We start from the raw sequence: 18,360 nt of genomic DNA, 5'->3' as shown, positions 1-18,360 counted from the left end.
GCAGTACCCGCAACACCCGCAGTACCGGTACCACCCCGCTCCACCCGATTTCCCCGCAGTGCCCCCCCGCTTCGTCTCGGGCCGTCCCCCGGGTCGTGCAGCCAACGCAGCATCCCAAATCCCGCAGCTTCACCCAGTCCCACGCGGGTGCCCCTTTGAACCTTGGGAGTTAGGCACCATGACCCAGTCGTCCGTGGAGCCCAAGACCACCGCTGAAGACGCCGGCTCCGGCTCGCGTCCTCCGGCCGGCAAGTCCTGGCTCGACCGGTATTTCCACATCACCCACAGAGGGTCCAACGTCGGCAACGAGGTCCGTGGCGGTATCACGACCTTCATGGCGATGGCGTACATCCTCCTGCTCAACCCCCTGATCCTTTCGGGCAAGGACGCCGCCGGTGACACCCTGAGCCAGAAGGCGCTGATCACGGCCACGGCCTTCGCCGCCGCCGTGACCACCCTCCTGATGGGCTTCGTCGGCAAGGTCCCCCTCGCCCTGGCCGCCGGTCTCTCCGTGTCCGGTGTCCTCGCCTCGCAGGTCGCCCCCGAGATGACCTGGCCGCAGGCCATGGGCATGTGCGTGATGTACGGCGTCGTGATCTGTCTCCTGGTCGTCACCGGCCTCCGAGAGATGATCATGAACGCCATCCCGCTCGCGCTCAAGCACGCGATCACCATGGGCATCGGCATGTTCGTCGCCCTGATCGGCCTCGTGAAGGCCGGGTTCGTGCACGCCTCCCAGGGTGGCGGGCCCGTCACCCTCGGTCCCGCCGGTGAACTCGCCGGCTGGCCCGTCCTGATCTTCTGCATCACCCTGCTCGCGATCTTCATGCTCCAGGCCCGCAAGGTGCCCGGCGCCATCCTGATCGGCATCGTCGGCGGCACCATCCTGGCCGCCATCCTGAACGCCGTCGCCGACATCGACGCCAAGGCCTGGCGCAGCGGTCCGCCCACGCTCTCCGGCTCCGCGGTCTCGATGCCCGACTTCTCGCTCTTCGGCGACGTCGAGTTCGGCGGCTGGGGCGAGGTCGGCGCCATGACGGTCGGCATGATCGTCTTCACCCTGGTGCTCGCCGGCTTCTTCGACGCGATGGCCACCATCATCGGCGTCGGCACCGAGGCCAAGCTGGCCGACGACAAGGGCCGCATGCCCGGCCTGTCCAAGGCCCTGTTCATCGACGGCGCCGGCGGTGCCATCGGTGGTGTCGCGGGCGGCTCCGGCCAGACCGTGTTCGTCGAGTCCGCCACCGGCGTCGGCGAGGGCGCCCGCACCGGCCTGGCCTCCGTGGTCACCGGTCTGTTCTTCGCCGCCTGCATCTTCTTCACCCCGATCACCCAGATCGTCCCCGGTGAGGTGGCCTCCGCGGCCCTGGTCGTCATCGGCGCGATGATGATGCAGAACGCCCGCCACGTGGACTGGGCCGACAGCTCGGTCGCGATCCCGGTCTTCCTGACCGTCGTGATCATGCCGTTCACCTACCAGATCACCGCCGGCGTCGCCGCGGGCGTGATCTCCTACGTCGCCATCAAGATCGCTCAGGGCAAGGCCCGGGAGATCGGCGGCTTCATGTGGGGCCTGACCGCGGTGTTCATCGTGTTCTACGCCCTGCACCCCATCGAGGGATGGCTCGGCGTCAGCTGATCCGCGCCGGACACCCTCCGCGCATCCATACTGGAAACCGAACCTCCGAGGAGGCCGACATGCTGGACATCGCCGAAGAGCTGAACCGGTGGGTCGAGCAGGGACGTGAGTTCGCCGTGGCCACGGTCGTGGCCGTGGGCGGCAGCGCTCCCCGGCAGCCCGGTGCGGCCCTCGCCGTCGACCGCGACGGCACGGCGATCGGCTCGGTCTCCGGAGGATGCGTGGAGGGTGCCGTCTACGAACTCTGCCAGCAGGCGATGGAGGACGGTGACACCGTCCTCGAACGCTTCGGCTACAGCGACGACGACGCCTTCGCCGTGGGCCTGACCTGCGGCGGCGTCATCGACATCCTCGTCACCCCGGTCCTCGCCGACAGCCCCGCCCGGGCCGTCTTCGAGGAGGCCCTGGCCACCGCCGCCCACAGCGAGCCCGCCGCCGTGGCCCGGGTCGCCGCCGGCCCCGCCGAGATGCTCGGCCGGGCCCTCCTGGTCCGCCCCGAAGGTCCCCACCAGGGCGGCTTCGGCGGCCACCCCGAGCTGGACCGCACCATCGCCGAAGAGGCCCGCGCCATGCTGGAGGCCGGACGCACCGGCGTCCTGGAGATGGGCGCCGACGGCCGGCTGTGCGGCGAGCCCCTCAAGCTGCTCGTCGAGTCCAGCGTCCCCGCCCCCCGCATGATCGTCTTCGGCGCCATCGACTTCGCCTCCGCCCTGGTGCGGATCGGCAAGTTCCTCGGCTACCACGTCACCCTCTGCGACGCCCGCCCCGTGTTCGCCACGCGGCAGCGCTTCCCCGAGGCCGACGAGATCGTCGTCGACTGGCCGCACCGCTACCTCGCCGCCACCGAGGTCGACGCCCGCACCGTGCTCTGCGTCCTCACCCACGACGCCAAGTTCGACGTGCCCCTCCTGGAACTGGCCCTGCGCCTGCCCGTCGCCTACGTCGGCGCCATGGGCTCCCGCCGCACCCACGAGGACCGCAACGCCCGACTGCGCGCCGTCGGCATCACCGAACTGGAACTGGCCCGCCTGCGCTCCCCGATCGGCCTGGACCTCGGCGCCCGCTCCCCGGAGGAGACCGCCCTGTCCATCGCCGCCGAGATCGTCGCCAACCGGCGCGGCGGCAGCGGCCGCGCCCTCACCGGCGCCCGCGTCCCGATCCACAAGGACAGCTCCGAGACCTCCGTCACCCGGATCGGCGTCGTCGCCTGACCCCACCGGCCCGACGGTTCACCGTCCCACCGGCCCCGCGGCCCACCCGCCCGGCCGCTCGTCGGACCGCCCGGCCGGAGCAGCGTCACACGAGGGCGCAACCCACACGGGTTGCGCCCTTGCGCCGCCCGGGTAACGGGGCTTGACCCGCCCGTGGCGCCTGCACCAGCGTCGGCACCCGTGCACCCCCGACACCTCGCCCGGGCCCTGCTGCCCGCCGCGGCCCTGGCCGCCGTCCTGCTGCCCTCCGCCACCGCCGTGCCCGCCCTCCCGGCCGTGCACCGCGCCTCCGTGGCACCCGAACTGCCCCTCTACGTCCCGGCCGCCAACCCCGAGGCGCACCGCCAGGCCCGCGCCCTCAGCGCCGCCGGCCGCGGCCGGGAGGCCGACGGCATCACCGCCATGGCCGCCACCCCGCACGCCGTCTGGCTCGGCGACCAGACCCCCGCCAAGGCCGAGGCCGAGGCCCGCGCCACGGCCGTGGACGCCACCCGCCGGCAGAGCCTGCCCGTCTTCGTCCTCTACAACGTCCCCGGCCGCGACTGCTCCCAGTACTCCGGGGGCGGCGCCACCGGCAGCGCCGCCTACCGCACCTGGATCGACGCCGTGGCCCGCGGCATCGGCGACCACCGCGCCCTCGTCGTCCTCGAACCCGACTCGCTGGCCCTGCTGCCCCGCGAGTGCCCGCCCGCCGCGAGCACCCCCGGCGGCGCCGAGGAACTGGCCCGCACCCGCACCGCCGCCCGCTACTCCGAGATCGAATACGCCGTACGGGCCCTGGAGGGCCGCCCCGCCACCGATGTCTACCTCGACACCGGGCACGCCACCTGGCACACCGTCAACACCATCGTGCCCCGCCTCCGCCAGGCCGGCATCGCCGGCGCCACCGGCTTCGCCGTGAACGTCTCCAACTACAACACCGACGCCGCCGGGGTCTGGTACGCCTACCTGGTCTCCGTCTGCCTCGCCCACACCGACGCCGGCGGCCGCACCGCCGACTGCCCCGACCAGTGGCGGCCCCGCGCCGAGGCCCAGTCCTGGATCGACGACCACGCCCGGGCGCTGGATCCGGCCAGGATGAAGCACTTCGTCACCGACACCAGCCGGAACGGCCGCGGCCCCTGGAAGGCGCCCGCGAACACCTACGGCGACCCGCAGGAATGGTGCAACCCGCCCGGCCGCGGCCTCGGCGCCCGACCCACCACCCGCACCGGATACCTCCTCCACGACGCCAAACTCTGGATCAAGACCCCCGGCGAATCCGACGGCTCCTGCCTGCGCGGCACCGCCGGCCCCCAGGACCCGGCCCGCTCCCTCGTCGACCCCAAGGCCGGGGAATGGTTCCCCGAGCAGGCCCTGGAGCTCGTGCGCCTGGCAAATCCGGCCATTATGAGGTGAGCCGTCCCCGAATGAACGCATAGGGTCCGGAACATGGTGGACATCCGTGACGTATCCGAGGACCAGATCGACCGCGCCCTGGAACTGGCCTACCTGGTCTTCCACGACCGGCCCGAGGAGGAGGAACGCGCCCACCACCGCGCCCTCCTCGCCCGCTGCGCCCGCCTCGGCGCCTACGAGGGCACGGACCTCGTCGGCTTCATGGCGGCGCACGACTTCCGGATGTCCGTACCGGGCGGCACGGACCTGCCCTGCCCCGCCCTCACCTTCGTCTCCGTGGCCCCGACGCACCGCCGCCGCGGTGTGCTCACCGCCCTGATGGCCGGGATGCTGGAGCGTGCCGCCCGCGCGGGCGCCCCGGTGGCCGCCCTCTGGGCCTCCGAGGCCGCCATCTACGGCCGCTTCGGCTGGGGCCCCGCCACCCAGGGCACCTCCGTGCGGATCGACTCCCGCCGCCCGCTGGCCCTCCGCGTCGCACCGGACCCGCGGCCCCTGCGCCTGGTCCCCGTCGAGGAGGCCCCCGCCCTCGTCGGCCCGTACTACGAGGCCACCCGGGCCCGGCGGGCCGGACGCCACGCCCGCGACGCCTGGCGCTGGCGGGAGGAGTGGCTCCGCGAGAAGGACGAGGACGACGAGGAGCTGGGCCCGCCCCGCGTCCTCGCCCTCGGCGACCCGCTCGCCGGCTACGCCGTCTACCGGACCAAGTCCGACGGCAACGCCGAACCGGGGCAGCGGGGCGAGGTCCAGGTGTACGAGTTGGAGGCCGACACCCCGGCGGTCGCGGCCGCGCTGTGGAGCTGCCTGGCCGGACTGGACCTCACCGACACGGTCCACGCGTGGGGCCGCCCCGCCGACGACCCGCTGTTGCTCTTCGCCGCCGACCGCGACCAGGTCCGGATCACCTCGGTGTTCCCCGCCCTGTGGATCCGCCTGGTGGACGTGCCCGGCGCACTGGCGGCCCGCGGGTGGGCCGCCCCCGTGGAGCTGGTCCTGGACGTCGAGGACCGGGAACTGCCCGCCAACCACGGCCGGTTCCGCCTCAAGGCGGGCCCGGACGGCGCCGCCTGCGAATCGGCCCGGGAACCCGCCGACCTCGCCCTGCACGTCCGCGACCTCGCGGCCTGCTACCTGGGCGGCACCCCCGTCGCGGACCTGGTGCGCGCCGGACTGGTCACCGAGCACACCCCGGGGGCGGCGGACCGGCTGGACGCGGCCCTGCGGACCGGACTGTTGCCGCACACCCTCGACGAGTTCTGAACCGCCGGGCGGCGGACCGGGCACCCCGCCCGTCCGCCGCCCCCGAGCCGTTCCCTCGGCCTGCTCCCTCAGCTCGTCCGCGCCAGGGCGGCGGGCAGCCGGGCGGCGGCCGTGCCCAGCTCCGCCGACCACGCTCCCACGGTCAGTCCGCCGGGGTGCTCCGTCAGGTCCCGAGGTCGGTAACGCCTGGTCTTCTCGTGCCAGTTGAGGACCCCGGCCAGCCAGTTCCGCAGTTCGCCCACATAGGCGTCCACGCCCTCGCGGGCCGCCGGATCCAGCTTCAGGTCCTCACAGAGCCGCGGCAGCAGCTCCGCCGCGATGTGCTCGAACTCCTCCACCCGCTGCACCAGCAGCCGGTGGCAGATGTCCACGGCCCGCGGGTAGTCGATGCCGAAGAAGGTCTCCGTCACCAGGACGTGGTTGTGCACCTCGCCCTCGTGCTCCACCTCCTTCTGGTACGAGTGCAGGTCGTTGATCAGGCAGCCGATGTCCATGGCGGCGTTCTCCAGGGACCGCGCCACCCCCGAGGCGTACACCTCGTCCGGGACCGCCCGCCCCTCCAGACCCAACCGGCACAGGTACATGGTCAGCTCGCTGCCGAAGGTGTGGCGGCGCATCTCGGCGTAGTCCACCGGGTCCGGCACCCGGCCCAGCATGGTGTTCTCCAGCTCCCACAGCCAGCTCTCCAGCATGGTGACCAGGGTGGCCCGGAACTCCGCCCGCACCGGCGCCCCCATCGGCGCGCTGGTCCGGACCCACAGATCGGCCAGCGCGCGTTCCATCGCGGTACCGGGCGGCGGCTGCTCCGCGTGGTCGAGCGCCAACAGGGAGACCAGCCGGGCCACGGCCGCCTTCGCCGAGACCAGGTCCCCGCTCGCCCCGTACACCGCCGGGAAGTAGTCGTCGGCGTACGTCCCCCAGGTCAGCCAGCAGGCGTTCAGCAACAGCTCGGCGGGGCCCGAATCCGGGGCGATGCCCGCGGAGCAGAGGGCGAAGTCGTAGCCTCGGAGCTTGCGTTCGGTCCAGATCGTCGAACCCGGATCACCCGGCTGCGGATCCGTCAGGCCCATCCGGCGCGCCCAGTCCACCGACTCCTCCAGGGCCCGCCGATGGTGCGGGTTCAGCCGCAGCGGGCCCGGCAGTCGGATCTCGGGCACCATCGAGGGGCCGGTCGGCCGGAACGGCACGTGCGAGAAGGAGCGCCGCCGCAGCTCCATGGCGCGCGGGGCGAACACGGCCCGGTGGTCCAGGGCCGCGGTCCCCGGACCCGTGGGCAGGAAGGGCAGGGTGACCGGGTCCGCCCCGCGGGCCCCCTCGTTCATGTACCGGCTGGAGACCAGGTGCCACTCGTGCCCGCCGGACTGCCAGTCCTGGAGCCCCTTGACGTAGGCGAGCACGGCCAGGACCTCCGGCGGGGTCAGGGCGTGGTCGGCGAACAGCCCGGGGAGCTCGGCCAGCGCGGTGTGCTCGAACTGCTGGAGCCGGGAGGTCAGCAGGTCGTTGACCGTCTCGGCGGCCTCCTGGGTGGAACAGCCCAGGAAGGTCTCCAGCACCAGTACGGCGTTGGACAGCTCGCCCTCGTCCTCCACCTCCCGCTGGTAGGAGAACAGGTCGTTGCGCAGGTGTACCGCGTCGGAGAAGGCGTCCCGCAGCACCGCCAGCGGCCGGGACCGCGACACCCGCTCCGGCACCTGCGCCGCGACGTACTCGACCAGCCCCGCCGACCACGGCGCCCCGCCGACCTTGCGGCGCATCTCGATGTACTCCAGCGGGTTGGATACCCGCCCGATGTCGATGTTCCCGAGCTCCCACATCGACTCGTCGAGGAGGTTGCGGGTGCTCTCCGAGAACCGCTCCCGCCAGTCCCGGCCCATCGCGGGCACGGTGCGCGCCCACAGGTCGGCCAGGCCCGCCTCCACCGGGTTCTCGGGCTCGGGGAAGCCCGCGGCCGGGTCCATCGGCATGAACGCGGCGAGCCGGTCCAGGTAGGCGCGGGCACCCTCGCGGTCCTGCGAGCGCTTGAAGGTCTCCAGGAAGTGGTCGTCGAAGAAGAAGACCCACACGTACCAGTCGGTGACCAGCGACAGGGCCTCGGCGTCGCAGTCGGGGTGGGTGTAGGAGCACAGCAGGGCGTAGTCGTGGGCCTCCAGGTCCGCGGTGGTCCACACCCCGGACCCCTCCAGCATCCCGAACGCGGCGGCCCAGCGCCTGGTGTGCTCCCTCGCCCCTTCGAGGTGCGGGTTGAGCCGTGCCGGGTACGGCACGTAGAACTCCGGCAGTCGGAACGGCTGTGTCACGTCGGGCTCGGCCTTTCACTGGGGGCGCGGGAGCCGACCCGGCCCCCGCACAGAGATCAGCAGCGCCCTACCCACGCCACCCGTACGCCATGGGGGAGTTCACGAGTTCCGGTGAAGCCCGGCCCGATCGCGCCCGCGCCCGGGGACCGTCGGGTAAAGGCGCGGGGGTGGGAATAGCGTCCGGGCGTGGCGGAGTTGCCCCGGTGACACCGCGGGCCGGGCCCGCGCGGGGGAACGGCGGAAAGGGAACGCGCGATGAGGATCCTCACGGTCGGGGCCGGAGCCGTCGGCGGCTACTTCGGGGCCCTGCTCGCCCGCGCCGGGGAGGACGTCACCTTCCTGGTGCGGCCCGGGCGCGCGGCGGTGCTCCGGGAGCGCGGGCTGCGGATCTCCGGGCTCGGCGAGGACTGGTCCGTGAGCCCGACCCTCGTCACGGCGGACACCCTGGACGGCCCGTACGACCTGGTACTGCTCTCCGTGAAGTCCACCGCCCTGGAGGCGGCCCTCGACGGACTCGCCCCGGCGGTGGGTCCGGACACGGTGATCGTGCCCCTGCTCAACGGCCTGGCCCAGCTGGACGCGCTGACCGCCCGTTTCGGGCCGGGCCCCGTGCTCGGCGGGGTGGCCAAGGTGGTCACCACCCTCGACGCGGACGGCGGGATCCTGCGGCTGGCCCCGCCCGCGGTGGTGCTGACCGGGGAACTGCCCGCGCCGGGCGCCGACGCCGGAGCCGGCACGGGGGCGGCGGCCGGTACGGCGGCGGTGGCCGGGGCTTCCGACCGGGTGAGCGCCGTCCGCAAGGCGCTCACGGGCGCGGGGATCGACTCCCCGGACACCCCCGACGCCCTCGGCGCCATGTGGCACAAGTGGGCCTTCATCGTCTCCCTCGCCGCGCTGACCGTGCTCGGCGGCGGCTCGGTGGGGGAGGTCAACGCCGCTCCCGGCGGCCCCGAGCTGGCCCGGGCGGTGCTCGCGGAGGCCGCCGCCGTGGCCGCCGCGGCCGGCCGGCCGCTGCCCGCCGACGAACTCGCCCTCACCGAAGGCGTGGTGACCGCGTCCGGCTCCCCGCTGACGCCCTCCCTCTACCGGGACCTCCTGGCGGGTGCGCCCACCGAGGTCGAGCACCTCTTCGGGGACCTCACGGCGCGGGCCCGCGCCCTGGGCGTGGCCACCCCGCTGCTGGACCTGGCGACCCTGCGGCTGCGGGTGGCGCAGGAGCGGGCCCTGCGGGGCTGAGCGACGGCACGGCGGAACCCGGCCCCCGAACGGATGGGGCGGGCACAAGCCCCGGCCCGGGGTGCGGAACCTGTCCCTCCGCACCCCGGGCCGGTCTCTGCCCGATCACCCCTCCCGGGGACGTGCCGGAGGGGGTCTCAGCCGCCGGCCGGGCCGGCGTCCAGGGCTGCGAGGGTGTCGGCGACCAGTCGGTCCGCGGCGTCGAGCGTGGCCGTCAGCTCCTCCGGAGTCGTGCCCGGCGCCCCGCACAGGGCGTGCGCGCGGGTGGCGAAGCCCGCCGGGGCCCCCGGGAGCCGACCGGCCGCGGCCACCGCGCCCTTCTCGTTCACCGGCCACTGCCCGCCGTGGGCGTGCACCGCCTGCACGAGCACCCCCACCGTCCGGAACAGGCACCCGGCGACGTGGAAGGAGTCCGCGCGGGCCACCCCCTTGCGGGCGACGGCCAGGGTGAAGGGTGCCTCCCAGCGGGCCTGGTCCACCAGGGCGGTCCGCAGGGCCTCCGGGTACTCCGCCATCTCGGCCCGCAGCGCGCCGAGTTCACCCGTCGGGTCGGCCAGGACCAGGCCCTGGGCCAACTCGCCGGCATAGGAGTGCGAGTACACCCCGAGCGGGTGGCCGGCCTGGGTGCCGGTCTCGAACCGGCCCGCGCGGCAGTCCCGCCAGATTCCGGCGACCCGGTCGAGGTCGCGGTAGAGCCAGTCCACCCGGGCCCCGTCCACGGTCAGCCAGGCGCCCCCGTCCACCCACCGGCCCCAGGCGCCGGGCTCGGTGACCTCGGTGTCCCGGCCGGTGAGCTCCTTCGCCAGGGCGCGCAGGGCGGCCGTGTCGGGGCGGCCCCGGTAGTAGAGGCCCAGGTCCCAGTCGGAATCGGGGCGGTGCGCGCCGCGGGCCCGGCTCCCGCCGAGGCAGACCCCGACCACTCCGTCCACGGCGGCGAGCCGCCGGGCGGTCTCCTCGATGCGCGGCCCGGGGTCCGCACCCGTCACAAGATCATCGGTCATGGGCCCATGATGCACGGGGCCGCGCGCCACGGGCCCGTCGGGCGGGGGCTCAGCCCGCGGGACCCGGCTCCCGGTCGGGGTGGGCGGCCCGCCAGGCCGCGATGGACCGGTCCCACTCGTCCCCGGCCAACGCCGTCAGGGAGGCCGGGAACAGCCCGTCCTCCTCCTTCGCGATGTGGCGGTGCGGTTCGTCCACCGAAGCCCGGAACCGGGCCTCGTCCGTCGGGTCCCCGAGGTCGGCCCGGTCCAGGAAGGCGGCCGACTCGCGGTGCTCGCGCACCAGGTCCGCGATGTACGGGGCGTACTCCGGGTCCTGTTCCATCACCGCGAACAGACCGCGCTCCTCGCCCTCCCAGTGGGCGAGGAGCTCCTCGGTCATCCGGTCCACCAGCCGCCGGGCCGCGGTCGGGTCACCGCGGTCGAGGGCGCGCAGGGCGTCCCCGGCCGCGTCGGTGACCGTCTCGTGCTCGGCGACGAACTCCCTGATGAGGGGGATCTGACGGCAGCCGCAGTAATGGCACATGTGACAAGTCTGTGTCACATGTGACGGTCTACTCGGATTCGGCCTCCAGGCCGCCCTCGGTGTCGAGGTACACCTGCCGCAGCTCCTCCAGGATCCGGGCGTCCGGCTTCTCCCACATCCCGCGGGACTCCGCCTCCAGCAGCCGCTCCGCGATGCCGTGCAGCGCCCACGGGTTGGCCTCCTGGAGGAAGGCCCGGTTCTCCGGGTCCAGGACGTACGTCTCGGTGAGCTTGTCGTACATCCAGTCGGCGACCACACCCGTCGTGGCGTCGTACCCGAAGAGGTAGTCCACCGTCGCGGCCAGCTCGAAGGCGCCCTTGTAGCCGTGCCGGCGCATCGCCTCGATCCACTTCGGGTTCACCACCCGGGCCCGGAACACCCGCGAGGTCTCCTCGACCAGCGTCCGGGTCCGCACCGTCTCCGGGCGGGTGGAGTCACCGATGTACGCCTCGGGGGAGGTGCCCCGCAGCGCCCGTACGGTCGCGACCATGCCGCCGTGGTACTGGAAGTAGTCGTCGGAGTCGGCGATGTCGTGCTCGCGGGTGTCGGTGTTCTTCGCCGCCACCGTGATCCGCTTGTACGCCGTCTCCATCTCGGCCCGCGCCGGGCGGCCCTCCAGGCCGCGCCCGTAGGCGTAGCCGCCCCACACCGTGTACACCTCGGCGAGGTCGGCGTCGGTGCGCCAGTCCCGGCTGTCGATGAGCTGGAGGATGCCCGCCCCGTAGGTGCCGGGCCGGGAGCCGAAGATGCGGGTGGTGGCCCGCCGCTCGTCCCCGTGCTCGGCGAGGTCGGCCTGGGCGTGCGCCCGCACGAAGTTGGCCTCGGCGGGCTCCTCCAGGGCGGCGGCCAGCCGCACGGCGTCGTCGAGCAGCCCGATCACGTGCGGGAAGGCGTCCCGGAAGAATCCCGAGATCCGCAGGGTGACGTCGATGCGGGGCCGGCCCAGCTCCTCGTACGGGATCGCCTCCAGGCCGGTGACGCGGCGGGACGCCTCGTCCCACACCGGGCGGACGCCCAGCAGTGCCAGGGCCTCGGCCACGTCGTCGCCCGCGGTCCGCATGGCGCTGGTGCCCCACAGGGACAGGCCCACCGAGGACGGCCACTCGCCGTGGTCGCCCCGGTAGCGCTCCAGCAGGGAGTCGGCCAGGGCCTGACCGGTCTCCCAGGCCAGCCGGGAGGGCACCGCCTTCGGGTCCACGGAGTAGAAGTTGCGGCCCGTCGGCAGCACGTTGACCAGACCGCGCAGCGGGGAACCGGAGGGGCCCGCGGGCACGAACCCGCCGTTCAGCGCGTGCACGGCGTGGGTCAGCTCGTCCGTGGTGGCGGACAGCCGCGGCACCACCTCGCGGGCCGCGAACTCCAGCACGTCCGCCACGCCCCGCGGGTGCCCCGCGGCGACGCCGGCGACGGCGGCCGGGTCCCAGTCCGCCGCCTCCATGGCCTCCACCAGGGCGCGGGCGGTCTCCTCGGCCTCGTCGGCGGAGGTCCGGGTGGCCTTCGACTCGTCCAGGCCGAGGGCCTCGCGCAGACCGGGCAGGGCGGTGGTGCCGCCCCAGATCTGCCGGGCCCGCAGGATCGCCAGGACCAGGTTGATCCGCTCCGGGCCGGTCGGGGCTCCGCCCAGCACGTGCAGACCGTCGCGGATCTGGGCGTCCTTGACCTCGCACAGCCAGCCGTCGACGTGCAGCAGGAAGTCGTCGAAGCCGTCGTCGTCGGGGCGCTCGGCCAGACCGAGGTCGTGGTCCAGCTTCGCGGCCTGGATCAGCGTCCAGATCTGCGCGCGGATCGCCGGCAGCTTCGCCGGGTCCATCGCCGAGATCTGCGCGTACTCGTCGAGGTGCTGTTCCAGGCGGGCGATGTCCCCGTAGGAGTCGGCGCGGGCCATCGGCGGCACCAGGTGGTCCACGAGGGTGGCGTGCACCCGGCGCTTGGCCTGGGTGCCCTCGCCCGGGTCGTTGACCAGGAAGGGGTACACCAGGGGCAGGTCGCCGAGGGCGGCGTCCGGGGCGCAGGAGGCGGACAGGCCGGCGTTCTTGCCGGGCAGCCACTCCAGGTTGCCGTGCTTGCCCAGGTGCACCATGGCGTCGGCGCCGAAGCCGCCGTCCTCGCGGGCGGCCTGGATCCACCGGTAGGCGGCCAGGTAGTGGTGCGAGGGCGGCAGGTCCGGGTCGTGGTAGATCGCGATGGGGTTCTGGCCGAAGCCGCGCGGCGGCTGGATCAGCACGAGCAGGTTCCCGAACCGCAGCGCCGCCAGGACGATGTCGCCCTCCGGGTTGGCGGAGCGGTCCACGAACATCTCGCCCGGGGCCGGGCCCCAGTGCTCCTCCACGGCCTCCCGCAGGTCCGCCGGCAGCAGGTCGAACCAGCGGCGGTAGTCGGCGGCGGGGATCCTGATCGGGTTGCGGGCCAGCTGCTCCTCGGTGAGCCAGTCCTGGTCGTGGCCGCCGGCCTCGATGAGGGCGCGGATCAGCTCGTCGCCGTCGCCGGAGACCAGTCCCGGGATCTCCTCGCGGGCCCCGAAGGAGTAGCCCTCGTCGATGAGGCGGTTCAGCAGGGCCACCGCGCTGGCCGGGGTGTCCAGGCCGACGGCGTTGCCGATCCGGGAATGCTTCGTCGGGTACGCCGACAGCACCAGGGCGAGGCGCTTGTCGGCGTTGGGTATGTGGCGCAGCCGGGCGTGCCGGACGGCGGTCCCCGCGACCCGGGCGGCCCGCTCGGGGTCGGCCACGTACGCGGGCAGCCCGTCGGCGTCGATCTCCTTGAAGGAGAACGGCACCGTGATCAGGCGGCCGTCGAACTCCGGCACGGCGACCTGGCTCGCCGCGTCCAGCGGCGACAGGCCCTCGTCGTTCTCCTCCCAGGTGCTGCGCGAACCGGTCAGGCACAGCGCCTGGAGGATCGGCACGTCCAGGGCGGCCAGGGCGCCCGCGTCCCAGGACTCGTCGTCCCCGCCCGCCGACGCCTCGGCGGGCCGGGTGCCGCCGGCGGCCAGCACGGTGGTCACGATCGCGTCCACGCCGCCCAGTTCGTCCAGCAGCTCCCGCTCGGGGGCGCGCAGCGAGGACACGAACAGCGGGACCGGGGTGCCCCCGGCCTCGATGACCGCGTCGCACAGGGCGTGCACGAAGGCGGTGTTGCCGCTCATCTGGTGGGCGCGGTAGTAGAGCACCGCGATCCTCGGCCCGTACGCCCGCACCGGGGTGCGCTCCAGGTGCCCCCAGGTCGGCGCGGCCGCCGGGGACTCGAAGCCGTGGCCGGTGAGCAGCACGGTGTCGGACAGGAAGCGGGCCAGCTGCTCCAGGTTGGCCGGGCCGCCGTGCGCCAGGTAGGCGTGGGCCTCGGCGGCGATGCCGATGGGGACCGTGGAGGCGGCCATCAGCTGGGCGTCCGGGGCCTGTTCACCGGTGAGGACGACCACGGGACGGTGCTGACCGGCGGCCAGCAGCACGTCGATCCCGTCCTGCCAGGCGCGCAGCCCGCCCAGCAGGCGCACGACCACGAGGTCCGTGCCGTCGAGCAGCTCCGGCAGGTCGTCCAGCGGCAGCCGGGAGGGATTGGCGAAGCGGTACGGAACCGGGCCCTCCGCCGCGCGGGCGCTCAGCAGATCGGTGTCGGACGTCGACAGCAGCAGGATCATGCGGCGGCTGGCCTTCCTCGGGGTTTCCGCGCCCCGGGCAGTGAGGACGACGGGAGTTCCTGACTCGCCCGGCGGCCGCGTGGCGGCGGAACCGGACTCACAGTGGCGGGACCGCGCCGGAATCTCACCGGGCTTCCTCCCATGTCGCCGTCCTCGGCGATGGCGGGCCGAGCGGCCCGCCGGGGGCATCCTATGCGGGGACGCGGCGCGGCGGGAGGGCGGGTTCTCGCAGGTGACCGAGCCCATACCGGCCGCCGTCGCGCGGGGCCCACCTCCCCGCCCCGCCCCTCGCCGAAACGGTGCTCCGCCCCGGCCCCTCGTGCCCCCCGTGCCCCGCGCCCCTCGCCCGGGTCCGCCCCTCCGGCGGCCCGCGGGCGACCGCGGACCCGAGCCGGCCCCGATCCCGCCGGCCCCGATCCCGCCGGCCCCGCGCGGCGATCGGCGCGGCGGCGGGCGCGGTGGTGAGCGTGGCGTCGGCCACAGCGGAGCGCACCGTTTTCGTGGGTATGCTCGCCGCCATGCCCCCGCCCCCCAGCTCCGCATCCCGGGACGAACCCGTCATACGGGACCGCGGCGACGCCTGCCCCGGCGCGCTGCGACTGCACCCGGCGGACGACGGGCACCTGGCCCGGGTCCGTCTCCCCGGCGGCCTGCTGGGGCCCCGTCAGGCGGAGCTCCTCGCCGACGCGGCCGACCGGTTCGGGGACGGCCAGGCGGAGATCACCTCGCGCGGCAACCTCCAACTCCGCGGCCTCGCCGCGACCTGCGGCACCGGCCTGGCCCACCTGCTGACCGAGGCCGGACTGCTCCCCGCCCCCGCCCACGAACGCGTCCGCAACATCGTGGCCACCCCCCTCGCGGACACCCCCACCGTGCCCGACTGGGTCCGCTCCCTCGACCGGCTCCTGTGCACCCGCGAACGCGCCACGGCCCTGTCCGGCCGCTTCCTGTTCGCCTGCGACGACGGCCGCGGGGACGTGGCCGCCCTCGCCCCCGACCTCACCCTCCTCGCCCGACCCGACGGACGCGCCCTGCTCCGCCTCGGCGCCTCCGACGCCGCCGTGGAGCTGTCCGCCGACGAGGCCCCCCGGGCCGCCGTCCTCGCCGCCGAGTACTTCCTCGACACCGCCGAACGGGCCGGTACCGGAGCCTGGCGCGTGGCCGAGCTCCCCACCGGACACGCCCTGGACGAAGGCGAGTTCGCCGCCCGCGCGACCCGCGACGGAATCCCGGCCGCGGTACGGACCGCCGTGCCCTGGCCCTACGCCCCGCCGCCCCGACCCGGTATCACCGGACGGGCCCCGAAGGCCGCGCTGTGCGTCCTCCCGCCCCTGGGACGGCTCACCTCCGACCAACTCCGCGCCCTCGCCCGGGCCGCCCGCGCCGCCGCCGGGGAACTCCGCGTCACCCCCTGGCGGCAGGTCGTCCTCCCCGGACCGGCCGACCCCGCCGGGACCGCCGCGGACCTGGCCGCCGCGGGACTGGTCCCCGACCCGGACAGCGCCTGGGAAGGCGTCACCGCCTGCTCCGGCCGCCCCGGCTGCGCCAAGTCCCTCGCCGACGTCCGGGCCGACGCCACGGCCGTGGTCGCCCGCGCCCGCGGCCCCCTGCCCGTGCACTGGTCCGGCTGCGCCCGCCGCTGCGGACACCCCCGCGGCCGGGACTGGGTGGACCTCGTCGCCACCCCCACCGGCTACCTCCTGAGCCGCCCCGCGGCACCGGCCCCCACGGGCGACGGACCCACGGCCCCCGTCCCCGTACCGCCCGCCCCCGACGCGCTCGCGGCCGCCCTGGCCGCCGCACGCACCCCCTGACCCACGGCCCCGGCTCCTCCCGGGACCGACCGCGTTCCCCGCGGACACAGCGCAGAAATGAGCGAGAACACAGTGTTCGAGTACGAGAAGGACGGCGCCGCGATCTACCGCCAGTCCTTTGCCACGATCCGCGCCGAGGCGGACCTCTCGGGGCTGCCCGCCTCCGTGGCCCAGGTCGCGGTCCGCATGATCCACGCCTGCGGGATGACCGACCTCCCCCAGGACCTCGGCTACACCCCCGAGGTCGTCCTGCGCGCGCGGGCCGCCCTGCGCGCGGGCGCCCCGATCCTGTGCGACGTGCAGATGGTCGCCAGCGGCGTCACCCGCAAGCGACTGCCCGCCGACAACGACGTGCTCTGCACCCTCTCGGACCCGTCCGTCCCCGCCCTCGCCGCGAAGATGGGCACCACCCGCAGCGCCGCCGCCCTCGAACTCTGGCGCGACCGCGGCCTGTTGGAGGGCTCCGTCATCGCCGTCGGCAACGCCCCCACCGCCCTCTTCCGGCTCCTGGAGATGATCGAGGAGGGCGCCCCGCGCCCCGCCGCCGTCATCGGCGTCCCCGTCGGCTTCATCGGAGCCGCCGAGTCCAAGGACGCCCTCGCCGCCCACCCCTCCGGCCTGGACCACCTGATCGTCCGCGGCCGCCGCGGCGGCAGCGCCATCGCCGCCGCCGCCGTCAACGCCATCGCGAGCGAGGAAGAATGAGCGACCGTCACACCCCCGTGACCCCCGGCCGGCTGTACGGGGTCGGGCTCGGCCCCGGCGACCCGGAACTGATGACCCTGCGCGCGGTCCGCGCCATCGCCGAGGCCGACGTCATCGCCTACCACAGCGCCCGGCACGGCCGTTCCATCGCCCGCTCCATCGCCGCCGGACACCTGCGCCCCGACCACCTCGAAGAGCCCCTGGTCTACCCGGTCACCACCGGCACCACCGACCATCCCGGCGGCTACCAGGGCGCCATGGAGGAGTTCTACGAGGAGTCCGCCGCCCGGCTCGCCGCCCACCTGGACGCGGGCCGCACCGTGGCCGTCCTCGCCGAGGGCGACCCGCTTTTTTACGGCTCCTACATGCACATGCACAAGCGGCTCGCCGACCGCTACACCACCGAGGTCGTCCCCGGCGTGACCTCCATCAGCGCCGCCGCCGCCCGCCTGCAGACCCCGCTGGTGGAGGGCGAGGAGGTGCTCACCGTCCTGCCCGGCACCCTGCCCGAGGACGAGCTCACCGCCCGCCTCGCCGCCACCGACTCCGCCGTGGTCATGAAGCTCGGCCGCACCTTCCCCGCGGTCCGCCGCGCCCTGGAGGCGTCCGGCCGACTCCCGGAGGCCCGCTATGTGGAGCGCGCCACCATGGCGGGGGAGCGGACCGGCCTCCTCGCCGACACCGACCCCGAGTCGGTGCCGTACTTCTCCGTGGCGGTGGTCCCCAGCCGCGTCGGCAACCCCGGCGCCAAGCCCACCGGCCCCGGCGCGGTCACCGTGGTCGGCACCGGCCCGGCCGGACCCCTCTGGCTCACCCCCGAGAGCCGCCGCGCCCTCGCCGACGCCGAGGTCCTCGTCGGCTACACCACCTACCTCGACCGGGTCCCCGTCCGACCCGGACAGGTCCGCCACGGCTCCGACAACAAGGTGGAGGCCGAACGCGCCGAGTTCGCCCTCGACCTGGCCCGCCGCGGCAAGCGGGTCGCCGTGGTGTCCGGCGGCGACCCCGGCGTGTTCGCCATGGCCACCGCCGTGCTGGAGGCCGCCGGTCAGAAGGAGTACGAGGAGGTCCCGGTCCGGGTGCTGCCCGGCGTGACCGCCGCCAACGCCGCCGCCGCGGCCGCGGGCGCCCCGCTCGGCCACGACTACGCCACCGTCTCCCTCTCGGACCGCCTCAAGCCCTGGGAGGTCATCGCCGAGCGGCTGCGCGCCGCCTCCGCGGCCGACCTGGTGCTCGCCCTGTACAACCCGGGCTCCCGCAGCCGCACCCACCAGGTCGGTCAGGCCCGCGACCTGCTCGCCGAACTGCGGGGCGCCGACACCCCCGTGGTCGTCGCCCGGGACGTGGGCGGCCCCGAGCAGTCGGTACGGGTCCTCACCCTGGGCACCCTGGACCCGGCGGAGGTGGACATGCGGACCATCCTCCTGGTCGGCTCCTCGCAGACCCGGGTCACCGAACGGCCCGACGGCACCCGGCTGGCCTGGACCCCGCGCCGCTACCCGGAGACCGCGACCCCCTGAGGGCCCGCCGGAAGGGGAACGTACGAGCGGCGGAAGAGCCGGTGCCCGGCGGCGTACGCGTCCGGGCACCGGATCCGCCCCCGTCGCCGCAGCCACGTCCCGCAACGCGTTCCACGACACCC

Annotated in this window: 12 protein-coding genes and 1 riboswitch; of the genes, 8 read left to right on the top strand and 4 right to left on the bottom strand. The window is 74.7% G+C overall.

Features of this window, described 5'->3' with window-relative positions; genetic code table 11:
- Positions 1-178 precede the first annotated feature (178 nt).
- The 4 genes from ABTZ17_RS23630 to ABTZ17_RS23615 all read left to right on the top strand — a co-directional run bounded on the left by ABTZ17_RS23630 (position 179) and on the right by ABTZ17_RS23615 (position 5,505).
- The gene (locus ABTZ17_RS23630) at positions 179-1,639 is read left to right on the top strand and encodes an NCS2 family permease (RefSeq protein ID WP_352197686.1); all 1,461 of its coding nucleotides are present in this window, start codon (positions 179-181) and stop codon (positions 1,637-1,639) included.
- Positions 1,640-1,698: 59 nt separating this feature from the next.
- Positions 1,699-2,850 carry an XdhC family protein gene (locus ABTZ17_RS23625; protein ID WP_352197685.1) on the top strand — a complete coding sequence of 384 codons (1,152 nt, stop codon included), beginning with the start codon at positions 1,699-1,701 and terminating at the stop codon, positions 2,848-2,850.
- Positions 2,851-3,030: 180 nt separating this feature from the next.
- Positions 3,031-4,248 carry a glycoside hydrolase family 6 protein gene (locus ABTZ17_RS23620; RefSeq protein WP_352197684.1) on the top strand — a complete coding sequence of 406 codons (1,218 nt, stop codon included), beginning with the start codon at positions 3,031-3,033 and terminating at the stop codon, positions 4,246-4,248.
- 33 nt (positions 4,249-4,281) lie between these two features.
- Complete coding sequence (locus ABTZ17_RS23615; RefSeq protein ID WP_352197683.1) at positions 4,282-5,505, top strand: GNAT family N-acetyltransferase; 1,224 nt, start codon at positions 4,282-4,284, stop codon at positions 5,503-5,505.
- A gap of 68 nt (positions 5,506-5,573) precedes the next feature.
- Here ABTZ17_RS23615 and ABTZ17_RS23610 read toward each other — a convergent pair whose 3' ends face one another.
- Entirely contained in the window at positions 5,574-7,802 is a 2,229-nt protein-coding gene (locus tag ABTZ17_RS23610; protein ID WP_352197682.1) for a terpene synthase family protein, read from the bottom strand.
- A gap of 255 nt (positions 7,803-8,057) precedes the next feature.
- Between ABTZ17_RS23610 and ABTZ17_RS23605 the strand changes: the two genes are divergently transcribed.
- On the top strand, positions 8,058-9,038 hold the full coding sequence (locus ABTZ17_RS23605; RefSeq protein ID WP_352197681.1) for a ketopantoate reductase family protein: 981 nt from the start codon (positions 8,058-8,060) through the stop codon (positions 9,036-9,038).
- Positions 9,039-9,175: 137 nt separating this feature from the next.
- On the opposite strand, the gene ABTZ17_RS23600 is transcribed toward ABTZ17_RS23605, so the two are convergent.
- Genes ABTZ17_RS23600 through cobN form a run of 3 tightly spaced genes read right to left on the bottom strand, consistent with a single transcriptional unit; the run spans position 9,176 to position 14,199 of the window.
- On the bottom strand, positions 9,176-10,039 hold the full coding sequence (locus ABTZ17_RS23600; protein WP_352197680.1) for a nucleotidyltransferase domain-containing protein: 864 nt from the start codon (positions 10,037-10,039) through the stop codon (positions 9,176-9,178).
- Positions 10,040-10,088: 49 nt separating this feature from the next.
- Positions 10,089-10,562 carry a hemerythrin domain-containing protein gene (locus tag ABTZ17_RS23595; protein WP_352197679.1) on the bottom strand — a complete coding sequence of 158 codons (474 nt, stop codon included), beginning with the start codon at positions 10,560-10,562 and terminating at the stop codon, positions 10,089-10,091.
- Between the two features lie 28 nt (positions 10,563-10,590).
- Positions 10,591-14,199, bottom strand: coding sequence for a cobaltochelatase subunit CobN (gene cobN / locus ABTZ17_RS23590; protein ID WP_352197678.1), 3,609 nt, complete (start codon positions 14,197-14,199; stop codon positions 10,591-10,593).
- A gap of 53 nt (positions 14,200-14,252) precedes the next feature.
- A riboswitch (cobalamin riboswitch) is annotated at positions 14,253-14,359 on the bottom strand.
- Between the two features lie 358 nt (positions 14,360-14,717).
- Here cobN and cobG point away from each other — a divergent pair.
- Genes cobG through ABTZ17_RS23575 form a run of 3 tightly spaced genes read left to right on the top strand, consistent with a single transcriptional unit; the run spans position 14,718 to position 18,238 of the window.
- Complete coding sequence (gene cobG, locus ABTZ17_RS23585) at positions 14,718-16,013, top strand: precorrin-3B synthase (RefSeq protein ID WP_352197677.1); 1,296 nt, start codon at positions 14,718-14,720, stop codon at positions 16,011-16,013.
- Positions 16,014-16,070: 57 nt separating this feature from the next.
- On the top strand, positions 16,071-16,718 hold the full coding sequence (locus tag ABTZ17_RS23580) for a precorrin-8X methylmutase (RefSeq protein ID WP_352197676.1): 648 nt from the start codon (positions 16,071-16,073) through the stop codon (positions 16,716-16,718).
- Positions 16,715-18,238, top strand: a complete 1,524-nt coding sequence (locus ABTZ17_RS23575) for a precorrin-2 C(20)-methyltransferase (RefSeq protein ID WP_352197675.1) — start codon at positions 16,715-16,717, stop codon at positions 18,236-18,238. The genes ABTZ17_RS23580 and ABTZ17_RS23575 overlap by 4 nt, the downstream gene beginning before the upstream one ends.
- The last annotated feature ends 122 nt before the right edge of the window (positions 18,239-18,360 follow it).

The sequence above is a fragment of the Streptomyces sp. NPDC097619 genome (assembly GCF_040302735.1).
Taxonomy (GTDB): Bacteria; Actinomycetota; Actinomycetes; order Streptomycetales; family Streptomycetaceae; genus Streptomyces.
This window is presented reverse-complemented; position numbering and strand designations above follow the sequence as displayed.